20 protein-coding genes and 1 tRNA gene are annotated in these 21,486 nt (G+C 31.8%); 9 read left to right on the top strand and 12 right to left on the bottom strand.

Going from position 1 to position 21,486, the window contains the following annotated elements:
* Positions 1–156: 156 nt before the first annotated feature.
* The gene (gene lepA / locus C7H52_RS03360; protein ID WP_106462472.1) at positions 157–1,953 is read right to left on the bottom strand and encodes a translation elongation factor 4; all 1,797 of its coding nucleotides are present in this window, start codon (positions 1,951–1,953) and stop codon (positions 157–159) included.
* 154 nt (positions 1,954–2,107) lie between these two features.
* On the opposite strand from lepA, the gene C7H52_RS03355 reads away from it, so the two are divergent.
* On the top strand, positions 2,108–2,581 hold the full coding sequence (locus tag C7H52_RS03355; RefSeq protein ID WP_106462471.1) for a hypothetical protein: 474 nt from the start codon (positions 2,108–2,110) through the stop codon (positions 2,579–2,581).
* Between the two features lie 72 nt (positions 2,582–2,653).
* On the opposite strand, the gene C7H52_RS03350 is transcribed toward C7H52_RS03355, so the two are convergent.
* Positions 2,654–4,669, bottom strand: a complete 2,016-nt coding sequence (locus C7H52_RS03350) for a glutamine--tRNA ligase/YqeY domain fusion protein (RefSeq protein WP_106462470.1) — start codon at positions 4,667–4,669, stop codon at positions 2,654–2,656.
* A gap of 104 nt (positions 4,670–4,773) precedes the next feature.
* On the opposite strand from C7H52_RS03350, the gene C7H52_RS03345 reads away from it, so the two are divergent.
* The 3 genes from C7H52_RS03345 to C7H52_RS03335 all read left to right on the top strand — a co-directional run bounded on the left by C7H52_RS03345 (position 4,774) and on the right by C7H52_RS03335 (position 5,520).
* Positions 4,774–4,974 (top strand): zinc ribbon domain-containing protein, encoded by a 201-nt coding sequence (locus C7H52_RS03345; RefSeq protein ID WP_106462469.1) that lies wholly within the window; start codon positions 4,774–4,776, stop codon positions 4,972–4,974.
* Between the two features lie 50 nt (positions 4,975–5,024).
* Positions 5,025–5,387 carry a dihydroneopterin aldolase gene (gene folB, locus C7H52_RS03340; RefSeq protein WP_106462468.1) on the top strand — a complete coding sequence of 121 codons (363 nt, stop codon included), beginning with the start codon at positions 5,025–5,027 and terminating at the stop codon, positions 5,385–5,387.
* Positions 5,388–5,449: 62 nt separating this feature from the next.
* Positions 5,450–5,520: transfer RNA gene (locus C7H52_RS03335), tRNA-Cys, on the top strand.
* A 178-nt stretch (positions 5,521–5,698) separates the two neighbouring features.
* Here the strand turns inward: C7H52_RS03335 and C7H52_RS03330 are convergent.
* A complete protein-coding gene (locus C7H52_RS03330) occupies positions 5,699–7,168 on the bottom strand; it encodes a T9SS type A sorting domain-containing protein (protein ID WP_106462467.1) in 1,470 nt (489 codons plus the stop codon).
* A 132-nt stretch (positions 7,169–7,300) separates the two neighbouring features.
* Between C7H52_RS03330 and C7H52_RS03325 the strand changes: the two genes are divergently transcribed.
* Positions 7,301–8,041 carry a response regulator transcription factor gene (locus C7H52_RS03325; protein ID WP_106462466.1) on the top strand — a complete coding sequence of 247 codons (741 nt, stop codon included), beginning with the start codon at positions 7,301–7,303 and terminating at the stop codon, positions 8,039–8,041.
* Positions 8,042–8,055: 14 nt separating this feature from the next.
* On the opposite strand, the gene C7H52_RS03320 is transcribed toward C7H52_RS03325, so the two are convergent.
* The 6 genes from C7H52_RS03320 to C7H52_RS03295 all read right to left on the bottom strand — a co-directional run bounded on the left by C7H52_RS03320 (position 8,056) and on the right by C7H52_RS03295 (position 15,211).
* Entirely contained in the window at positions 8,056–8,736 is a 681-nt protein-coding gene (locus tag C7H52_RS03320) for a LysE family translocator (RefSeq protein ID WP_106462465.1), read from the bottom strand.
* A 43-nt stretch (positions 8,737–8,779) separates the two neighbouring features.
* Positions 8,780–9,076 (bottom strand): YbjQ family protein, encoded by a 297-nt coding sequence (locus tag C7H52_RS03315; RefSeq protein ID WP_106462464.1) that lies wholly within the window; start codon positions 9,074–9,076, stop codon positions 8,780–8,782.
* Between the two features lie 231 nt (positions 9,077–9,307).
* Positions 9,308–11,503, bottom strand: a complete 2,196-nt coding sequence (gene rnr, locus C7H52_RS03310) for a ribonuclease R (protein WP_106462463.1) — start codon at positions 11,501–11,503, stop codon at positions 9,308–9,310.
* 226 nt (positions 11,504–11,729) lie between these two features.
* Positions 11,730–12,140 (bottom strand): hypothetical protein, encoded by a 411-nt coding sequence (locus tag C7H52_RS03305; protein WP_106462462.1) that lies wholly within the window; start codon positions 12,138–12,140, stop codon positions 11,730–11,732.
* A gap of 151 nt (positions 12,141–12,291) precedes the next feature.
* The gene (locus C7H52_RS03300) at positions 12,292–13,761 is read right to left on the bottom strand and encodes a T9SS type A sorting domain-containing protein (protein WP_106462461.1); all 1,470 of its coding nucleotides are present in this window, start codon (positions 13,759–13,761) and stop codon (positions 12,292–12,294) included.
* Positions 13,762–13,765: 4 nt separating this feature from the next.
* On the bottom strand, positions 13,766–15,211 hold the full coding sequence (locus C7H52_RS03295) for a T9SS type A sorting domain-containing protein (RefSeq protein ID WP_106462460.1): 1,446 nt from the start codon (positions 15,209–15,211) through the stop codon (positions 13,766–13,768).
* Between the two features lie 645 nt (positions 15,212–15,856).
* Between C7H52_RS03295 and rpiB the strand changes: the two genes are divergently transcribed.
* The 3 genes from rpiB to C7H52_RS03280 all read left to right on the top strand — a co-directional run bounded on the left by rpiB (position 15,857) and on the right by C7H52_RS03280 (position 17,782).
* Positions 15,857–16,288, top strand: a complete 432-nt coding sequence (gene rpiB, locus C7H52_RS03290) for a ribose 5-phosphate isomerase B (RefSeq protein ID WP_106462459.1) — start codon at positions 15,857–15,859, stop codon at positions 16,286–16,288.
* A gap of 3 nt (positions 16,289–16,291) precedes the next feature.
* A complete protein-coding gene (locus C7H52_RS03285) occupies positions 16,292–17,203 on the top strand; it encodes a cation diffusion facilitator family transporter (protein WP_106462458.1) in 912 nt (303 codons plus the stop codon).
* Positions 17,204–17,338: 135 nt separating this feature from the next.
* On the top strand, positions 17,339–17,782 hold the full coding sequence (locus C7H52_RS03280; protein ID WP_106462457.1) for a GNAT family N-acetyltransferase: 444 nt from the start codon (positions 17,339–17,341) through the stop codon (positions 17,780–17,782).
* Between the two features lie 34 nt (positions 17,783–17,816).
* Here C7H52_RS03280 and C7H52_RS03275 read toward each other — a convergent pair whose 3' ends face one another.
* The 3 genes from C7H52_RS03275 to rnpA are packed head-to-tail and all read right to left on the bottom strand — an operon-like array spanning position 17,817 to position 20,722.
* Complete coding sequence (locus tag C7H52_RS03275) at positions 17,817–18,695, bottom strand: OmpA family protein (protein WP_106462456.1); 879 nt, start codon at positions 18,693–18,695, stop codon at positions 17,817–17,819.
* 7 nt (positions 18,696–18,702) lie between these two features.
* Positions 18,703–20,337 carry a S41 family peptidase gene (locus C7H52_RS03270; protein ID WP_106462455.1) on the bottom strand — a complete coding sequence of 545 codons (1,635 nt, stop codon included), beginning with the start codon at positions 20,335–20,337 and terminating at the stop codon, positions 18,703–18,705.
* A 10-nt stretch (positions 20,338–20,347) separates the two neighbouring features.
* Positions 20,348–20,722, bottom strand: coding sequence for a ribonuclease P protein component (gene rnpA / locus C7H52_RS03265; protein WP_106462454.1), 375 nt, complete (start codon positions 20,720–20,722; stop codon positions 20,348–20,350).
* 100 nt (positions 20,723–20,822) lie between these two features.
* Here rnpA and C7H52_RS03260 point away from each other — a divergent pair, with 100 nt between their 5' ends.
* Positions 20,823–21,458: a peroxiredoxin-like family protein gene (locus C7H52_RS03260; RefSeq protein ID WP_106462453.1), complete on the top strand. Its 636-nt coding sequence runs from the start codon at positions 20,823–20,825 to the stop codon at positions 21,456–21,458.
* The last annotated feature ends 28 nt before the right edge of the window (positions 21,459–21,486 follow it).

The raw sequence follows: 21,486 nt of genomic DNA, 5'->3' as shown, positions 1-21,486 counted from the left end.
AATTTTACAAAAGCATAACATTTGTTGCATATTTGATAATAAGGCATCCATTTTAAATAAATGGAAAGACCATTTTTAAAACATAAAAAACCTCGATATCCTAAAGAATACGAGGTTTCTGGGTTGTATTTTCCTTTATGTAAAGGTAAGTGTTGTTTAATCGTTTAGTTTTAGAACTGCCATAAATGCCTGTTGAGGAATTTCTACATTTCCAACCTGACGCATACGTTTTTTACCTTTTTTCTGCTTTTCTAATAATTTACGTTTACGCGAAATATCTCCACCATAACACTTAGCAGTAACGTCTTTACGTAATGCTTTTACGGTTTCTCTTGCGATAATTTTTGCTCCAATAGCCGCCTGAATAGGAATATCGAACTGTTGTCTTGGAATTAATTCTTTTAATTTTTCGCACATTTTTTTACCAATATGGTGTGCGTTATCGGTATGAATTAATGCTGAAAGCGCATCCACAGATTGAGCATTTAATAAAACATCTAAACGTACTAATTTAGAAGCTTTCATACCAATTGGATGATAATCGAAAGAGGCATAACCTTTAGAAACTGTTTTTAAACGATCGTAAAAATCGAAAACAATTTCAGCTAAAGGCATTTCAAACGTTAACTCAACACGTTCTGGTGTTAAATAAGTCTGGTTTAAAATCATCCCTCGTTTTTCAATACACAAACTCATGACATTTCCAACAAAATCGGATTTTGTAATAATGGTTGCTTTTATGTAAGGTTCTTCTACTCTATTTAAACTTGATGGTTCTGGTAAATCACTCGGGTTATTAACAATAATTATATCATCTGGTTCTTTGTGAGAAAATGCATGGTAACTAACATTAGGAACCGTAGTAATTACGGTCATATCAAACTCACGTTCTAAACGCTCCTGTATAATTTCCATATGAAGCATTCCTAAGAATCCACAACGAAATCCGAAGCCTAATGCTGCAGAACTTTCTGGTGCAAATACTAAAGACGCATCGTTTAACTGAAGTTTTTCCATAGAACTACGCAGCTCTTCGTAATCTTCAGTATCTACCGGGTAAATACCTGCAAATACCATAGGTTTTACATCTTCGAAACCAGATATCGCATTTTTTGTAGGGTTGGCAGCATCGGTAATAGTATCTCCTACTTTTACTTCTTTAGCTTCTTTTATACCAGTAATTACATAACCTACATCTCCAGCTTTAATTTCTTGACGTGGAAATTGTTTTAGTTTTAACGTACCAACTTCATCTGCACCATAAGTTTTCCCTGTGGCAATAAACTTAATTTGTTGATTCTTCTTTATAGAACCATTAATAACTCTAAAATAAGTTTCTACACCTCTAAATGGGTTATAAACCGAGTCGAAAATTAAGGCTTGAAGTGGTTCGTCGACATTTCCTTTAGGAGCCGGAATACGTTCTATAATTGCTTTTAAAATATTTTCTACACCAAAACCTGTTTTACCACTAGCGTGAATAACCTCAGCTGGATCGCAACCCAATAAATCTACAATATCATCGGTTACTTCTTCTGGGTTAGCACTTGGTAAATCTACTTTATTTAAAACTGGAATAATTTCCAAGTCATTTTCTAAAGCCAAATATAAATTTGAAATGGTTTGTGCTTGTATACTTTGTGCAGCATCTACAATAAGTAATGCACCTTCACAAGCCGCAATAGATCTGGATACTTCATAAGAAAAATCCACGTGACCTGGAGTGTCAATTAAATTTAAGATATAATCTTCACCTTCATAATGATATTCCATTTGAATGGCGTGCGATTTTATAGTAATCCCACGTTCACGTTCCAAATCCATACTATCTAATAACTGCGCTTGCTCTTCACGAGCGGTAACAGTTCCTGTATGACCTAGTAAACGATCGGCAAGTGTGCTTTTTCCGTGGTCAATATGTGCAATAATGCAAAAGTTTCTAATATTCTTCATAGTCTTTCGTCTCTAAACAAAGTAGATGCTGCAAATATAGTTAGAAAAAATGAGTGTTTAGATTTTTAAGCATTCAACTTATAAGGCATTTGACGTATTGTTTTTACTGTATTAAATATAGAATTTTGAGTCTATTAATTTAAAAACTAACACGATGAAAAAATGTATTTATGTAATGGTTTTAACCATGCTTTTATGGAATTGTAGCAGCGACGACGATGCTCAAACCTTAACACAAGCTCCTTTACCAGCTCCAGTAAGTAGCTGTACTAATGGACCTGTTTGTAATGTTGCACTTGCCAATGGAGAAACTGCAGGTACTGTTGCAGCAAGTATTGTAGGAAATTACACATTGAATTATGACGAAATACAAACTGGAGGTCCATTTCCTGCTGCTGCGGTTGCTACTGCTGAAGTAACAAGCGATAATAAGCTAATTTTTACTTATAATGGCGATTGTGTTACTGTTGAAAACCCTTTTCAAACTAGTGCTGCAGAAGTGGTGTTTAGAGATAATTGCCAATTTGATGTTCGCTTTGCGGTATCGGAAAGTAGCAATGGAGGTTTGAATGAAATAAATATTTTTTCATTTGATGGCAGTCAGTTTTTCGGGCAGTTCAGAGAATAACTTAAATTTATTATTAAAAAAAGCTCTTAAATATCGTGATATTTAAGAGCTTTTATGTTATAATTCTTGAAACTAATTAAGCAAAGATGCTTCTTGAACCAAAAGTTCGTTATCGTCTTCTAAAGCTTTTTCTATAAACTCGTTTATAGCAGGATTTCTTTCTAAACCTTCGTCAAGTTTTACACTTAAAATTAAGGTTGCTGCAATACGTGTTCCTACTTTTTTAACTGCTGTTCCAAATAAAGGCTCTAATTCTTCATAAGAAACGTCTTTGGCTAATTCTAAAATTTCGGCACGAACTTTTAACTGTTTTTCCTCTGGTAAATTAGTGTATTTTTTACCTAATTTATTTATGGTATTAATAGCTTTTGCTCCTTGTTGCGGATGATTAGTTTGTTTTGGTGCTTGTTTTTGTTGTTGAGGTTTTGGTTTTTGCTTAGCCCAAGAATCTCTTAAACCAACTGTTTTATTAAACACCAAATGACCATTAGTTGTATCGTTATCCACATTAAAATAACCTAAACGTTGAAACTGAAACTGGTCTCCTGCTTTAGCCTCTTTTAAACTTGGCTCTACAAACGCCTCAATAATTTGTAAAGAATCTGGATTTATAAACTCCATAAAGTCTTTGTTTTCATGACTATCTGGTGCTTCATCATTAAATAAACGATCGTACTCTCTTACTTCTGCTTTAATAGCGTGTGGAATTGAAACCCAGTGTAATGTCCCTTTAACACGTTTTTCAGTGTCTTCAGAATAGGTACAATGTACTTCTGTAATGTTACCTTCAGCATCTTTTACAACACTTTCAGCTTTTATGATATAAGCATTTTTTAATCTTACTTCTCCACCTATTTGTAAACGGAAAAATTTACTGCTTGCTTCTTCTTTAAAATCTTCTTTTTCTATATAAATTTCTCTAGAAAAAGGCACTTTTCTAAAACCGGCACTCTCATCTTCTTGGTTATTTTCAGCTTCAAGCCATTCCACTTTATCTTCAGGATAATTAGTAATTACCACTTTAAGCGGATCTAAAACTGCCATAACACGTGGCGCCGTTTTATTTAAATCTTCCCGAACGCAAAATTCTAAAAGAGCGACATCAATAACATTATCACGCTTAGCAACACCTGCCTTTTCTACAAAATTTCTTATGGCGTTTGGTGTGTAACCTCTTCTACGCAACCCAGAAATAGTTGGCATTCTTGGATCATCCCATCCAGTAACAATTTGCTCTTCCACCAGTTTAAGTAATTTACGCTTGCTCATAATGGTGTAACTTAAATTCAAACGCGCAAATTCACGTTGTTTAGGTTGCATTGGATATTTATCTTTTGCATAACTATAAACTGTTTCCTTAAACCAGTCGTAAAGTTCTCTATGTGGTTTAAATTCTAAGGAACATAAGGAGTGAGATATTTGTTCTATATAATCACTTTCTCCATGCGTCCAGTCGTACATTGGGTAAATACACCAATCATTTGCTGTTCTATGGTGATGCTTGTGTAATACACGGTACATAATTGGATCACGCATTAACATATTGGTATGTTGCATGTCTATTTTAGCACGTAAAATATGTTCGCCGTCTTTGAAGTCTCCATTTTTCATTTTAGAGAATAGCTCTAAATTTTCCTCGACTGTACGGTTTCTAAACGGTCCATCTACACCTGGTTGGGTTGGCGTTCCTTTTTGCTCTGCCATAGCTTCGCTAGATTGAGAATCTACATAAGCTTTGCCATCTTTAATCATTAAAACCGCCCAGTCGTATAATTCTTGAAAATAGTCTGACGAGTAGCGTTCTTCTGCCCAATGGTAACCTAACCATTCAATATCACGTTTAATAGCATCTACATATTCCTGCTCTTCTTTTGCTGGATTAGTATCGTCAAAACGTAAGTTTACAGGTGCGTTGTAACGTTCTCCCAATCCAAAACTAATGCCTATAGCTTTAGTGTGACCAATATGTAAATACCCATTTGGCTCTGGTGGAAAACGGAAACGTAGTTTATCTTTAGCTAATCCGTTGGCTAAATCTTCTTCTATAATATGCTCTAAAAAATTGAGCGCTTTTTTATCTTCAGACATATGTAATGGTTACTTGTAATAGGCTGTAAAATTAAGTAAATTCGTAACAAATCGTATTAATTTTATACTAATACTATATTAATACAAATTAAAATTACAAAACGATGCCTTACAAATGTCCTAAATGTGAAAATACCACCTACGAAATTGGTGAAATGAGAGCTACTGGTGGTACTTTATCTAAAATATTTGATGTACAAAACAAGAAGTTTAGTAGCGTAACCTGTAAAAAATGTACGTATACAGAATTTTATAAAACTAAAACCAGTGCGCTAAGTAATATTTTTGATTTTTTTACCAGTTAATTTTCATTTTAAACGTAGTGTAGTAATCTCAATGCAATTATATTTGCCACATGGGAATAATAAAAGTTGAAAACATTCGTGTTTACGCACATCATGGCTGTTTAAAAGAAGAAACCGCTATTGGCAGCGAATATAGAGTAGATTTAAAAGTTAAAGCCGATTTACAAAAAAGCGCTGTAAGTGATAAACTTGAAGATACGGTAGATTATGTACTTTTAAATAAAATTGTGGTCGAGGAAATGGCTATACCAAATGCTCTTTTAGAAAAAGTAGCCAAACGTATTATAGACCGTATTTTTAAAGAAGATTGTTTAGTAACTATTGCTACCGTAAGTGTTAGTAAAATAAACCCACCTATAGGTGGCGATGTGCAAATGGTAACTATAGAAATGACAGAAAAAAGAAAAGCATAAAAAGTTTAGGTTATAAAACCTTTAATTTTTTATATTTGCTGTCCTATTAATTTAGAATTAATGGCGTCGTGGCCGAGTGGCTAGGCAGAGGTCTGCAAAACCTTGTACAGCGGTTCGAATCCGCTCGACGCCTCTAGATTTAAGCGTTACTTATTTAAGTAGCGCTTTTTTATTTTTAATTGTAACATTCTTTCAATCGTCTTTGCGAGGAAGTATGACGAAGCAAAATGTTAAATTAAAACCCTTTCAAAATGAAAAGATTACTTCGTTGTCCCTCCTCGTAATGACTTTATAATTAGTATTTACTTGCTTTAACGTTTTATAAGTTTGTGTTTGCTTATCCCTTTATTAGTATGTATAGAAATATAATACACACCTGTATTAAAATTTGCAACACTTATTGTTGATGTGTTATAAGTGCTAACTAATTGCCCTAAACTGTTATAAATAACGACTTTTTGTAATTGTATAGCATTTGATAAACTAATAGTAAAACTATCTTGTGTTGGGTTTGGTACCAAACTAATACTTGGTAAAGATTGTTTGGTTGTAGATAAAGTAATTCCAGAAATATCGAAAACACGCACGTGACCGGAATTGTTACCATTTCCATCATTTAATTGTGCACCTACCGCTAAAGTTGTGCCATCTGAAGATAAACTAACATTTGATCCACTGATATCATCAGCTGATTCGCCATCAATATCATTTCCGATTTGAATCCAGTTGTCATTTATATTTTGTAAAACCCTTACATGGCCAGAGTCAGTTCCATTTCCATCATTTCTATATGCACCAATAGCTACTATATTACCATCAGAACTCAAACTTATGGCACTACCACTTTCATCATTAATTGTTTCTCCAATGATATCACTACCAACTTTTACCCAATTGTTATTTTGAAATTTATAGATTCTACTAATACCAGAATCTATTCCTATTGCAAACTTTGGAGCTGTACCAATTGCTATTATATCACCTAACCCATTTAATTCAATGTCGTATCCAATTTGATCACCAGCAATTTCTCCTTCTATATCATTACCAATTTGTGTCCAATTTCCAGCGATGTTTTCATAAACACGAACATGGCCTGAACCATTACCATTTCCGTCATTATAAGGAGCTCCGATAGCAATGATATTTCCAGTTGAGTTCAAACTTACTGAAAAACCGCTTTGATCATTTGTACCTACACCGTCAATATCACTCCCAATCTGTAACCAATTATTAGAAACATATTCAAATATACGAACATGACCAGAGTTAGCACCGTTTTCGTCATTATGAGGAGCACCGATAGCAATAATATTTCCAGTTGAATTTAAACTTATTGATTGACCACTCAAGTCACCTAAAGCTTCACCGTCTATATCCTGACCTAACTGAATCCAATTGTCAGCAATATTTTCATATACACGAACATGACCGGCTTCAGATCCATTTGCATCGTTAAAATTTGCTCCAATAGCAACAATGCCACCATCTGATGATAAACTCACACTTCGACCACTTCTGTCATCTGCTACTTCTCCATCTATATCTTGACCAATTTGCATCCAATTACCGCTTTGGTTTTCATAAATTCGTACATGTCCAGAGAAATTACCATTCCCATCATTATTAGTTGCACCGATAGCTATTATATTTCCTATTGCATTTAAACTTATTGAACTACCACTAGAGTCATTAGCCGCTTCACCATCTATATCTTGCCCTATTTGTACTTGACTTAAGCTAATAAATGGAATGATTAAAAAGAGTAAAAAATGTTTCATAATAATATTTTTAAATATTTACAAAGTTATATTTTTAACTAATTATTGTAAATACCTACTTCTAGGTATTTTTTTGTTAATTATTATTTTATCACTATTTTTCAAACACAACCAACTTATAATTAAAATAAAATGACGAAAATCTATGCTTCCGCATATATAGAAATTTATAGTAGTAATAATATATTAATACAAAATTGGACAACTAAACCTTTAAATACTTCTGTTTTTAAAAATGAATTAAAACATTTTTTAGACCTATTTTTTAAGTATAAACCAAAAGGCTTACTTTGGATTCAAGATAATTTCGATTTAGAAATCCCTGAAGAGATGTACAATTGGATAGAAGAGCACATATTAGTCCCTCAATACAAAGCTGGTTTGCGTAAACTTGCTTTTACTGTGCCTAAAGAACAATTTGCATACTTGTCTATTATAAATTCTTTTAACGAAGTAAAGTCGGTTTTACAACCTAGATATTTTATATGTACAGAAAAGGCTTTGGCTTTTTTACACGAAAAAAATCTAGAAGAGAATATTACAGAAACTAGCCTTAAAATAGACCATCTTAATGACAAAAGTAAGGTGAGTTTTGATGTTGAACATAGACATTTACCACAAACCATAAAATATCTAAAAAAATTAAATAAACATTTAAACTTTAGAGTACATAATAAACAATTTTTTGATTTATTAACGATAAGAGAAATTGAAATAATTAAATTAATTGGTGAAGGCAAAGATAAAACAGAAATTGCTAAAGCTTTATTTATATCTAAAAACACCGTAATTACACACCGAAGAAATATAATTAAGAAATTAAATATTAAATCGCAGTCGGATTGGAAAAAATATATCGATGTGTTTTTTTAATTGTTTAAAAAAAATTAATCCAACGGATTTAAAGCTTCAATTTTATGTTGCAAACGTGCTTTTTCTTTTGGGAAAAAACCTTGTACGAGTAGTAATATGCCAAATCCAAGAATAACAAGTGCTATAATTTTCTTAGTTTTAAAAATGCGTTTAGGAGTTAATTTTCGTTTTAAGCGTTTTGCCAAAGTAATTTTGAATAAATCGGCCACAAAATAACTTCCTAACATTCCACAAATAAATAGAAAAACGCCATTGTAAGAACTGGTTAAGGAGTTGGCTAAAACAATAAAACCTAACCAACCTATTAAAACCCCAATATTTATAAAGTTTAGTAAAAATCCTTTTACAAATAGCTTCCAGTAATCTTTTTGAATATGAACTTCTTGATATTCTCTAACAATAGATTTAAAAGATTTTGAAGCTTTTAGGAAAGAAATTATGCCGTAAATAATAAGTAATACGCCACCAAAGACCAAAAAATTACTATCGCCTTTAACTTTATCTATTAAATTTTCGGTACTGTAAAATGCTACGAGGATAAATAAAATATCGGCTAAAATAACGCCAGCATCAAAAACCAATGCGCTTTTAAAGCCTTTTGTAGCACCAGTTTCTAATAAAACGAAAAAAACAGGTCCTATGGTAAAGGAAAGTATAATACCAAAAGGAATTCCCGCAATTATATCGTCTAACATAAAAATATAGCTGTTTACTACAAAGTAAAGAAAATTTTATGAATTACTTAGCGATATGAACAGCTGTTCCTATTACCGTCACGAAAAAATAAGAACCTTGAAAATTTTCAAAATCTACACTTATTCCTACAACTGCATTGGCATTTTTTAACTCGGCATGCTCTTGTAGCTTTTGAAAAGCTTCTTCTTGCGCTGTGTTAATAACCTCTGAGCTAATGTCTAAGTTTTTTTCTGTTTTAAATGAAAATTTGGTTTTAACATTAGATGAGGTTCCAGTAACTAAACCTTTATATTCTATTATTTTATAGCCTTCTACGGAATTTGTGGTGGTAAGTATCATTTTAGTAGTATTTAGAGGTTAGTTGAGAAGTAAATCTAAATAAATTTTAATGAAAAAGGTTCTCGATACATTTTAATTTTTCGCTACGCTACAAATTAAAACACTCGAATTGACACTTTTTCATATCTTGAATGAGGTCTCGACTTCGCTCGACCAGACACAATTTTAAAATAAAAAATCCTTTAGATTAGTGTTTTCTAAAGGATTTATTGAAAGTTGCTTTAAAACTTTTTATTCCGGTTTCCCAACTAGAGTAAAATCTAAATGTTTTTTAACTAAATCGGCGTTTTTTACTTTTACGATGACTTCGTCTCCTAGTTGAAACACTTGTTTGGTATCTCTTCCAACTATGGCATAATTTTCTGCATCAAACTCGTAATAATCGCCTTTTATGTCTTTGGTTCTTACCATACCTTCACATTTATTAGAAATAATTTCTACATAAATTCCCCATTCGGTAGCTCCGGAAATAACACCTAAAAACTCTTCATCTTGGTGATCTTGCATAAATTTCACCTGCATGTATTTAATACTGTCACGCTCGGCTTTTGTAGCTAGATTTTCCATGTTAGACGAATGTTTACATTTCTCTTCATACACTTCTCCATTGGCGCTTTTTTCGCCATCCAGATAACGTTGTAATAATCTATGCGCCATAACATCGGGATAACGACGGATTGGTGAGGTAAAATGACTGTAATAATCGAACGCTAAACCATAATGACCAATATTTTTGGTCGTATATTCGGCTTTACTCATGGTACGAATAGCTAGTGTATCTACTAAATTTTGCTCTTTACGACCATTAACATCACTTAAAAGTTTATTTAGAGAGGCTGTAGTGGTTTTTCTGTCTTTAAAGTTAAGCTTGTAACCAAAACGAGAAACCACAGTTTGTAAGGATGCTAATTTAGTGTCGTCTGGTTCGTCATGAACTCTGTACACAAATGTTTTTTCTGGTTTTTTCTTACTTACAAATTCGGATACCTTACGATTGGCTAATAACATAAATTCTTCAATTAATTTATTAGCATCTTTACTGGTTTTAAAAAATACGCCAACTGGATTAGCATCTTCGTCTAAATTGAATTTAACTTCAACTTTATCAAAAGAAATAGCCCCATGTGCCATACGTTTAATACGCATTTTTTTGGCAAGCTGGTCTAATTTTAAAATGGCATAGGAAATATCTTCCGAAGTATTATAGGCTTCACCGGTTAAAGATACCTCTGCTGGTATATTATTTGTACCGCTTTCTATAACAGCCTGAGCTTCTTCGTAAGCAAAACGTGCATCACTATAAGTAACTGTTCTTCCAAACCATTGGTTTAGAATTTCGGTTTTTTCGTTCATTTCAAACACGGCAGAAAACGTATATTTTTCTTCATGTGGTCTTAAACTACACGCACCATTACTTAATATTTCTGGTAACATAGGTACTACACGATCTACTAAATATACACTGGTAGCACGTTCATAAGCTTCATCGTCCAGAATAGTGCCTTCTTGTAAATAATGAGACACATCGGCAATATGAATTCCTATTTCGTAATTTCCATTTTCTAAAACTGTAAACGACAGCGCATCATCAAAATCTTTAGCATCTTTTGGGTCTATGGTAAAGGTTAAATCTTTACGCATATCGCGACGCTTGGCAATTTCTTCAGGTTTAATTTCTAAATCAATAGAATTGGCAAAATCTTCAACTTCCTGAGGAAATTCCGCCGGTAAACCGTATTCGGCTAAAATAGAATGAATTTCTGTGCTATGTAAACCTGGTTTTCCAAGCACTTTAATAACTTTTCCGTTAGGTGAAGAAGCTTTTGCTTCCCATTCTTCCAACCTTACCAATACCTTATCGCCATCTTCTGCCTTTAAGGTTTTGTTAATAGGTACAAAAATATCGGTGTACATTTTAGAATCGTCTGGAACTACAAATGCAAAATTCTTTTTTTCGTGTATTTGAATAATACCCACAAATTCGCTTTTCTTACGATTGATTATGTTGGTAATTTCGCCTTCCATACGTCCGTTTTTACGGCGTTTGTATATGTAAAGTTCTACCGTATCGCCGTCTAAAGCTTGGTTAATATTGTTTGAGGCAATGTAAATATCGTCTGTAAATTCTTCGCAAATCACATATCCAGAACCTTTACTGGTCATATCTAAAGTTCCAGTATAATATTCGGTATTATTAATAGCTTTAAACTTGCCGCGATCTATTTCTTCAATATCTCCTTTTTGTTTTAAAGCTGCTAATTTTTTAATAATTTGATTGCGTCCACTAGCATCTGTAATGTTTAATTTTGATGCAATTTGTTTATAATTATAAGTTGCATTTCTATCTTTTTTTAAGATACTTAAAATAGTATCCGATAGGTTGGCAACGCGATTATGTGATGGTTTTCTAGTTTTCTTTTTACTCATGTAATTTTTTATGTAATCATTCCTTAAAGTTATAGGAATTTTTAATGTTTGATTCAATTATTGTATTAAATAATTGATAAATAATAGTATGGTGAAGAAGAGGAAACACTATTATTATTTTTACAAAGCTACACTTTTATAATTAAATGACATTTTTGTTAAGTTTATTTTAATAAAAAAGTCAGTTATTAATTAACTGACTTCTAAAATTTAAGTGAACTAAACTTTAATTATCACAGTCGTAATAATCTACTCCATAATCTTTTTCGTTTATTCTTATTCTATTTATGTGCACATAAATGGAAGATGAAGCATCTATTAGAAAATAAGTTTGTACAGTTCCACCATTTCCATCTGCATGTAATCTATTAGTAGTTTTACCAGAACTTCTAATTTCCGAGCGTCTATCTGGAGACACGGCAATGGTACTAAAATGAATGTTATCTCTGTAACGGTTTTTATATTCTATAAACCATTTATATTTTTTAGCATATTTATTATAATCGCCACGTTTTACTCTAAAGTCTAAACCTTTTAGACAGTCTGTGGTACGCCAAGAACCCCAACTATTTTGGGCTATAATGCTTGTACTACATAATAAAAATACAAATACACTTAATACAAGTAATTTTTTCATAATAAATTGATTTTAAGATTCTTATAAATTTAATAAGTCTTACACTCTTATGAAATACCTAATTTTATGTACTTTTTAAAACAAAAAAAGCCTCACTAAATACATAGCAAGGCTTAAAACTTTTTATAAATTATTACTTAAAGCTTACAGCTTATTTCTTCACCACTTTTCTACTCGCTTTACCTTTATTGGTTTCTATTTCTAGAAAATAAACACCTGTTGGGAATTCACTTAAATCTATTTCTGTAGACTGTGTTGTTTTTATTTTTTGACCGAAATAATTGTAAATGGTTACAGCTTTTAACTCTAAATTATTAGTTAGTGTTATAGAAACTTTATCAGTTGTGGGGTTTGGTGATACACTAAAATTTTCTAATACAAAACTATCCGAAGCTAAAGTAATTCCTGATAAATCGTAAACACGAACGTGACCTGAGTCTGTTCCATTTCCATCATTGAATGGTGAACCAATAGCTAAAGTAGAAGCATCACTACTTAAAGATACGCTCAATCCACTAAAATCACCTACGGCTTCTCCATCAATATCTTGTCCTATTTGGGTCCAAGTGCCTGATTGATTTTCATACACACGCACATGACCGGAATCTGAGCCATTTCCATCATTGTAAATTGCTCCAATAGCGATTACAGAACCATCACTATTTAAACTAACAGAATGACCACTTTGGTCTTCTGAAACTTCCCCATCAATATCTTGACCAATCTGTGTCCAAACACCATTTTGGTTTTCAAATATTCTTACGTGACCTGAATTATTGCCATTACCATCATTTAATATAGCTCCTATAGAGACTATAGAGCCATCACTATTTAAACTAACAGTGTGACCACTTTGGTCTGCTGCTGCTTCTCCATCAATATCTTGTCCTATCTGAGTCCATGTATTTGCTATGTTTTCAAAAATACGTACATGACCAGAATCTGTGCCATTACCATCGTTTAACATTGCTCCAATAGCTACTATAGTTCCATTTGAAGATAATTTTATAAAATTGCCACTTTGATCAAAATTTGCTTCTCCATCAATATCTTGTCCTATTTGTGTCCATGTATTTACTATGTTTTCAAAAATACGTACATGGCCAACGAAAAAATCGTTACCATCGTTCTGAATTGCACCGATAGCTAAAATATTACCATCATTATTTAAACTAACAGAATAACCACTTAAATCTCCTAATGCTTCACCATCAATATCTTGTCCTATTTGAGTCCAAACGCCACTTTGGTTTTCAAAAACTCTTACATGTCCTGAATTAGAACCATTTCCATCGTTAGAAGGAGCTCCAACTGCAACAATAGAACCATCAGAAGATAAGCTTACTGAATATCCACTTAAATCATTAGCTGCTTCACCATCGATATCTTGTCCTATTTGAGTCCAAACACCACTTTGGTTTTCAAAAACTCTTACATGTCCTGAAGTAGAACCATTTCCATCGGTACGGGTTGCTCCAATTGCTACTATGGTACCATTCGCAGATAAACTTACAGAAAATCCACTTTGGTCATCTGGAGCTTCACCATCTATATCTTGGCCTATTTGTACTTGACTAAATCCTAAAAAAGGAAATAATATTAAGAGTAAAATGTACTTCATAACTTTATTTTTTAATTATTTTTCTACTTGCTTTTCCTTTATTGGTTTCTATTTCTATAAAATAAACACCTGTTGAAACATCACTTAAATCTACTTCTGTTGACTGTGTTGTTTTTATATTTTGACCGAAATAATTATAAACTGTAACTTGTTGAAGTTCTAAATTAGAATTTAATTTTAAAGTGACTTTATCTGTTGTTGGGTTTGGTGATATGTTAAAGTTATCTAATACAAAATTGTCTGATGCTAAAGTAATTCCTGAAATATCAAAAATTCTTACGTGGCCTGAGTTACTTCCGTTTCCATCGTTAGTATAACCTCCAATAATAACATTATTAGAGTTTGATGATAAATTTACGGAAAAACCAAAATTATCTAATGCTGATTCTCCATTTATTATATTTCCTGCCAGTATCCAATTACCATTAATATTTTCAAAAACACGAGCATAGCCATTACTATTATCACTTGCTCCTACAGAAACAACATTACCGGAACTATTTAAACTAACAGATCTACCAGATTGATCTTGTGAGTTCAAACCATCAATATCCTGACCAATTTGGGTCCAAACTCCATTTAAATTATTAAATACACGAATATGACCAGACCAAAAACCATTACCACTATTTAAAATTGCACCTGCAGCTAAGATATTACCACTATCATTTAAATCTACTGAAATTCCAAATAAATCATTTGAAGCTTCACCATCAATATCTTGTCCAATTTGTGCCCAAACTCCATTTAAATTTTCATAAATGCGTACATGACCAGAGTCTGAACCATTTCCATCATTGTTTCTCCCTCCTATAGCAATAATATTTCCATCATTACTTAAGCTAACCGATCCACCAAAAAAATCTCCTACTGCTTCACCATCAATATCTTGTCCTATTTGTGTCCAAACTCCATTTAAATTTTCAAATACACGAACATGTCCAGTATTTGAATTATTACTTTCAGCTCCTACAGCAAGAATATTTCCATTTTCTGATAAATCAACAGATCTTCCAAAAGTATCTCCTGCCTCTTCTCCGTTTATATCTTGTCCAATTTGTGTCCAAACGCTATTCAAATTTTCAAATACACGAACATGACCAGAATTTGAACCATTTCCATCGTTATTTATTGCTCCAATAGCTACAACAGAACCATCGGATGATATACTAACTGACCAACCACTACGATCTTCAGCTACTTCACCATCGATATCTTGACCTATTTGTGTCCAAACGCCAGATTGATTTTCATAAACACGAACATGACCGGAATTTGAACCATTTCCATCGTTATTTATCGATCCAATAGCAATTATAGTTCCATCACCCGAAATATCTGTACTAAAACCAGAAAAATCTCCTGCTGCTTCTCCATCTATATCTTGACCTATTTGTACTTGACTTATGCTTAAAAAAGGGATTATTAATAGAAGTAAAAATTGTTTCATAGTTTTTTAAATTATAATTAACCTTCAAAATTATGTTTTTAAATAAAACTAAACCATACCTAATTTTATGTATTTTTTTAAGCTTCAAACCTTATTAACAACTATTATATATTAATCATCTTTTCTTTTAAAAATTTAAAAAAAAATAATGATGATTATGTTGTGTTAATAGCGGTATAACTTTTTTAATTTTTTCTTGGTTTAAAATTTATGGGTTCTTTATTAAACCACTATTAACAGTTAAAAATCGCTTTAAAAGCTTATATATGAACTCTTTTGAGTTTGCTATTAACAGTTGTTAATAACCTTAGTTAACCGTTAATTTTTTATAAGTATTTAAAATTTTAAGTCTCATAAACCTAAATTTTAACGCTAACAACTTCGCTAAAAATTTTGGTTAACTTATTTGCATAGTAATTCTCAATTTTGGTTTGTAATTTTTTACGGATATTCCTAATAAAAGTTTTAAGAAACTACAAACAGTTATTAACAAGTAATTAAATGAAAATAAACCGTAATTAACAATTCTAAACATAAGTTAGATTTTAAAAAATCAAAATTAAATTAATACAATATCTTAAGTCTTTAAAGTTATTATAGTTATGACTTATTATTAACTTTGTCTTCTTAACAAATACATATATTATGACAATTTCTATAGGAAACGATCACGCAGGAACCGACTACAAACAAGCTATTGTAAAACATCTGGAAGCTAAAGGTTACACTATTAATAATTATGGCACCGATAGTTTTGATAGTGTAGATTATCCAGATTACGCACATTTGGTATCTAAAGATGTTAATGATAAAAAAGTAGAATTTGGTATTCTTATTTGTGGTAGTGCCAATGGTGTTGCTATGACCGCTAATAAATACGCAAACGTGCGTGCTGGTTTATGCTGGTCTAAAGAAATTGTAAGTTTAATACGCCAACATAATAATGCCAATATATTATGTATTCCTGCTCGTTTTACTGCCATTCATCAAGCGGTAGATATGGTAGATACGTTTTTAAATACCGAGTTTGAAGGCGGAAGACATCAAAACCGTGTTAATAAGATTGCCTGCTCTTAAATTATGGGGCATTCGCACGCACATAACCATGCTCATCCAGAGTTAAAAGGTAGAAATTTATTTATTTCTATACTTTTAAACATACTTATAACGGTAGCACAAGTTATAGGTGGATTGTTATCTGGAAGTTTAAGTTTGTTAAGCGATGCGTTACACAATTTTAGCGATGTTATTTCTTTAATTGTTAGTTATATAGCTAATAAGTTAAGCCGGCGTAAAGCATCTTTACAACGCACCTTTGGCTATAAACGTGCCGAAGTATTAGCTGCTTTTGTAAATGCAGTTAGTTTAATTGTTATTGCTATACTTTTAATTATTGAAGCGATAAAACGTTTTCAGGAGCCTCAAGAGATAGAGTCCGAAGTGGTAATCTGGCTTTCCATTTTAGGTATTTTAGCTAACGGGTTTAGTGTGTTATTATTAAAAAAAGATGCTAAATCTAACATGAACATGAAAAGTGCTTATCTACACTTATTAACAGACATGTTAGCAAGTGTTGCCGTTTTAGTGGGCGGTTTACTTATGAAATTTTACCAGTTATTCTGGGTAGATAGTGTGTTAACCTTTGCTATTGCTGTTTATCTGGTTTATGTGGGTTACGATTTATTAAAGGTTTCTACCAAAGTTTTAATGCTGTTTACACCAGACCATATCGATGTTCAAAAAGTAGTGAATGCTGTAAATACCTTAGATCAGGTAAAAAAATTACACCATGTACACATCTGGAATTTAAGCGATAACGAATTACATTTAGAAGCGCACTTAGATTTAGAAGCAGACGTTACAACCACTCAATTTAATAGAATTTTAGAGAAAATTGAACAGCTTTTGCACGAGCAATTTAATATTAACCATATTACTATTCAACCCGAGTTTAATAAAAAAGATCCAAAAGATGTGATTGTCCAGGATTAAGCTTTTTTGGCAAATGGCAAGCCACCACGCTATACGCTATATCTTTTTGGTCTAAAAAGAGCCCAAAAAGGATGCCGCTTCTATCGTTTTTGCAATATATGTTTATCAATTCAATTTCAGTTAAATAAAAAAAAAATGCTAAAAATAGTTACCAAAACCTTTCAAGACTTAAACACAGAAGACTTATACGCTATTTTAGAATTGCGTAGCGAAGTTTTTGTGGTAGAACAGGATTGTGTTTATCAGGATATCGATTATAAGGATCAAAAAGCCATTCATGTAATAGGTTATAAAAATAATAAAGTAGTGGCTTATTCGCGTTTATTTAAACCTAAGGACTATTTTGAATTAGCCAGTATTGGTCGTGTAGTGGTAGCAAAAAATGAAAGACAACACAAGTATGGTTATCAAATTATGGAGGCTTCTATTACAGCTATACAATCTATATTTAATGAAAGCGAAATTAAAATTTCTGCACAATGTTATTTAGAAAAATTTTATACCAATTTAGGATTTAAACCTACTGGAGAATCCTATTTAGAAGATGGTATTCCGCATATGGCCATGATAAAATCTTAAAAAAAAGCTTCAGTTATATTCTGAAGCTTTTTTGTTATCTGCGTTTGCCTATATACGTAATTAGTATTTCTACACGTCGGTCAAATTCTGGGTCACCACCAAGTGGATAACGACGTCGCATCCCAACATATTTCATTCGGTTTCTATTAATTCCTTGGTCTTCCAAATAATTAAAAATAAATCGTGCTCTGGCAACCGATAAGTTACGTTTTTTTGTTTTTTTATCTATAGCATCTCTTGAGCCTTCTGTACAACACACATGACCTTCTATTGTAAAATACACATGTGGATTTCTTTTTAATACCGCTGCAATTTTTTCTAAAACAGGTTTAGACTCTTTTGTAATATAACTGTAGTTGGTTTTAAAATGAATATTTTCAAGAAGAAGCTTATCACCTTTTTGAATCAAATCTTTATCTAAATCGTCAATGGTTCGTTGCATTTTGCTGTTTTCAGCAAGTTTCTCTTCTTCCAGTTCTTCTTTCTTTTTAGCAACAGTAGATACCAAAATTTCAACTTTTCTATTTAAACCTCTAATTTGGTTTAATTCGGCTTCTTTAATAACCTTTAATAAAATTTCTCCTTTTCCATTAACGTTGGTAATAAGACTTTCATCTATACCATAACCAGAAAAGAGATCTTTAATTTTATCGGCTCTTTGTTGAGATAATTTTAAGTTATAATCGTTAGTACCTCTATCATCACAAAAGCCATAAATAGCAATTTTACTTACTTTTAAAGTATCTAGAGTAGATATAAAAAGCAGTAATCTGTTTTCTTCAGTTAAAGGAACTTCATATTTATCGGTATCAAAATAGACATCATGTTTATAGTCTTTTTGAGCTGTTATAACATTAGAAATTAATCCTATACATAATAAGAAGACTAATTTATATGTGTGTTTAAAGTACATGGTCGATTTATTTTAAATAACTGTTATAGGTATTTGGGTTTTGCAATATAGCACTTGCGGTTTTAATTTCCTCGTTATGAATTTTATAATATTCATATAAACCTTCACGATACGCATAACGTTTTACAATTTCTTCCGTAAGTAAATTTACTAATTGCGATTTATTGTCGTCTATAGCTTCTAATTTAGAAGCTTCAATGTTTTTTAGTAATGCATTATAGTCTTTCTTAATATCATCATCTAATTGTTCGTTTTTTGCGACTTCTAATGCTTTTTCTAAAGCCAATTCGGTTTCTGTTTTAAAATTAAAACCAGAAGATTTTAAGAAGTTTTTAAATTCATTGAAATGAGCATCCGAAAACTTGAAAGTATTAATATTAGGAATAGAATTAGAATAGTAAAATTCAGTAGCAAAATCGAAAATACTTTGATTATCTAAAATCGCTCTTGTAATAGCAGAATTTTTAGTATTCGCTAAAACCTTATCTGGCATTACCCCGCCACCATCAAATACTTTTCGTCCATTTTTAGTTGTAAATTCTGAAAAGTTATCTTCCTTCTTTCTTATAGCATTTCCTTTGTCGTCTCTGTTTCTATAATCTAATGCCTGAATACATCTACCTGAAGGCGTATAATACCTTGAAATAGTCACTTTAAATTGTGTCCCATACGTTAACTTCTTTACACGTTGTACCAAACCTTTACCAAAACTTCTTGATCCAACTATAACCGCTCGGTCTAAATCCTGTAAAGTACCAGCTACAATCTCACTTGCGGAAGCACTTTTACCATCTATTAGCACCACTACCGGAATGTTTAAATCTAAAGGCTCATTTTGAGTGGTATAGGTTTTATTATACTCTTTAATTTTTGATTTAGTTGTAACTACAACCTGACCTTTAGGAACAAATAAGTTTACAATATTAACAGCTTCACTTAACAAACCTCCAGGGTTACCTCTTAAGTCTAGTATAATTTGTTTAGCACCTTGAGCCTTTAAATCTTTAAGCGCATATATAGTTTGAGTGGTTGTTTTCTGATTAAATTTACTTAAAACAATATATCCTACTTGTTCGTTAATTAATGAAAAATGAGGAACTGCATCTATTTCTCTTTCAGATCTTGAGACTTCGGCAGTAAATGTTTTGCCTTGTCTGAAATATTCAACACTAATCTTGCTATTTGGAGCGCCTTTTAGAAGATCTAAAGCATCTTCTTTATAATCTGCTAGAAGTGTTCCGTCTACTTTTATAATTTCATCTCCAGCTTTTAAACCTGCTTTATCTGCCGGATAATCTTTATAAGCTTCAATAATGACTACTTTATCTTTTAAAGTGGCAATATGTGCACCAATGCCCGAGTAATCTCCAGTACGTCTTATACGCTCTGCCTCTACATCTTGCTCATTATAAAAATTGGTGTAAGGATCTAAATCTTCCAACATACTTTTTATAGCGGTATCCATTAAATCTGCAGGATTGGTATCGTCTACATAATTCATATTAACTTCTTTAAAAAGCGTGGTAAATATTTCTATTTGTTTTGCAATTTCAAAGAAGTCGTTATTATAAGCTGTTGTTGATATAAAAATGAATATAGCAACTACTGGTAAAACTATAAATTGAACGATTTTTTTCTTCATTTTTAGGGATTTAGAAGTTTGTAACGTCTCTATTTTGTTCTATAAATTTATGAAACAGTTTTTTAGTTTTTTCATTAATTAGTTCAAAATCTGGCATATCTTTATGATTATAAATAATCATAAAAGCATAGTCTGTAAGTTGATTATCGTATAATACGGATTTGTTTAAGCGGTAAGCCTCTCTTAGTAAGCGTTTAATCCTATTTCTGTGAACAGCATTTTTAAAATTTCGCTTACTTACTGAAACACCAACTTTTAAACTTGTATTATTTTTTACAAAAACTAACCGCAAAGGATATGCCGAAATGGACTTGCCGTTTGTAAATATCTGGTCTACAGCCTTTTTACTTTTAAGTTTTTCGTTTTTTTTGTAAGTAAAATCCATAATTATTGGTAAATATAGAGAAGTTTTAGTTATCTTAGGATTTAATCTTGATTTGAAGAATTCAAAATTAAGTCTTTTTAACCAACTAAATATTATTACAATGTCTTTTACTAACCAACTAAAGGCTTTTGTAAGCGAATATGAACAAAACGCTTCAAAAGAGTATTTGCAAATTACGGATTGGTCCGTAAGAACTTTAAAATCTAGTGATTTATTAACCAGAACGTTAAAAACTGGAGACTCACTTCCTAATGGAAGTTTGATAGATTCAAATGGAATTCCAATAAAGATTTATGATTTAATTAAACAAACCCCTTTAGTCATTACCTTTTATCGCGGTGGTTGGTGTCCTTTTTGTAATCTTCAACTCAAAGCATTACAGCGTATTTTACCAGATATTGTTGATAAAGGTTATAGTTTAATTGCTATTACACCAGAATTACCAAATCAATCTTTTCAAACAAAAGAAATTAATAATTTAAAGTTTACGATTTTGTCTGATGTGAATAATAAATATGCAAATGCATTAAGTTTGGCTTATACGTTACCGCCAAGTTTAATAAATATTTATTACGAAAATGGTATAGAATTATCGAAAAGTGATATGGAAGTAGAAGCTCAACTTCCAATTCCAGCAACCTATGTTGTTAATCAAGCTGGAGAAATTACTTATCATTATGTAGATGCCGATTATAAAAAACGTGCCGACTTAGAAGCTATTATTGAAGCTTTATAATAAAAAAACCACCTAATTTAGGTGGTTT

This window comes from Aurantibacter aestuarii (assembly GCF_003008425.1).
Classification (GTDB): Bacteria; Bacteroidota; Bacteroidia; order Flavobacteriales; family Flavobacteriaceae; genus Aurantibacter; species Aurantibacter aestuarii.
The sequence above is the reverse complement of the archived record's forward strand: the minus strand, read 5'-3'. Positions and strand labels throughout refer to the sequence as shown.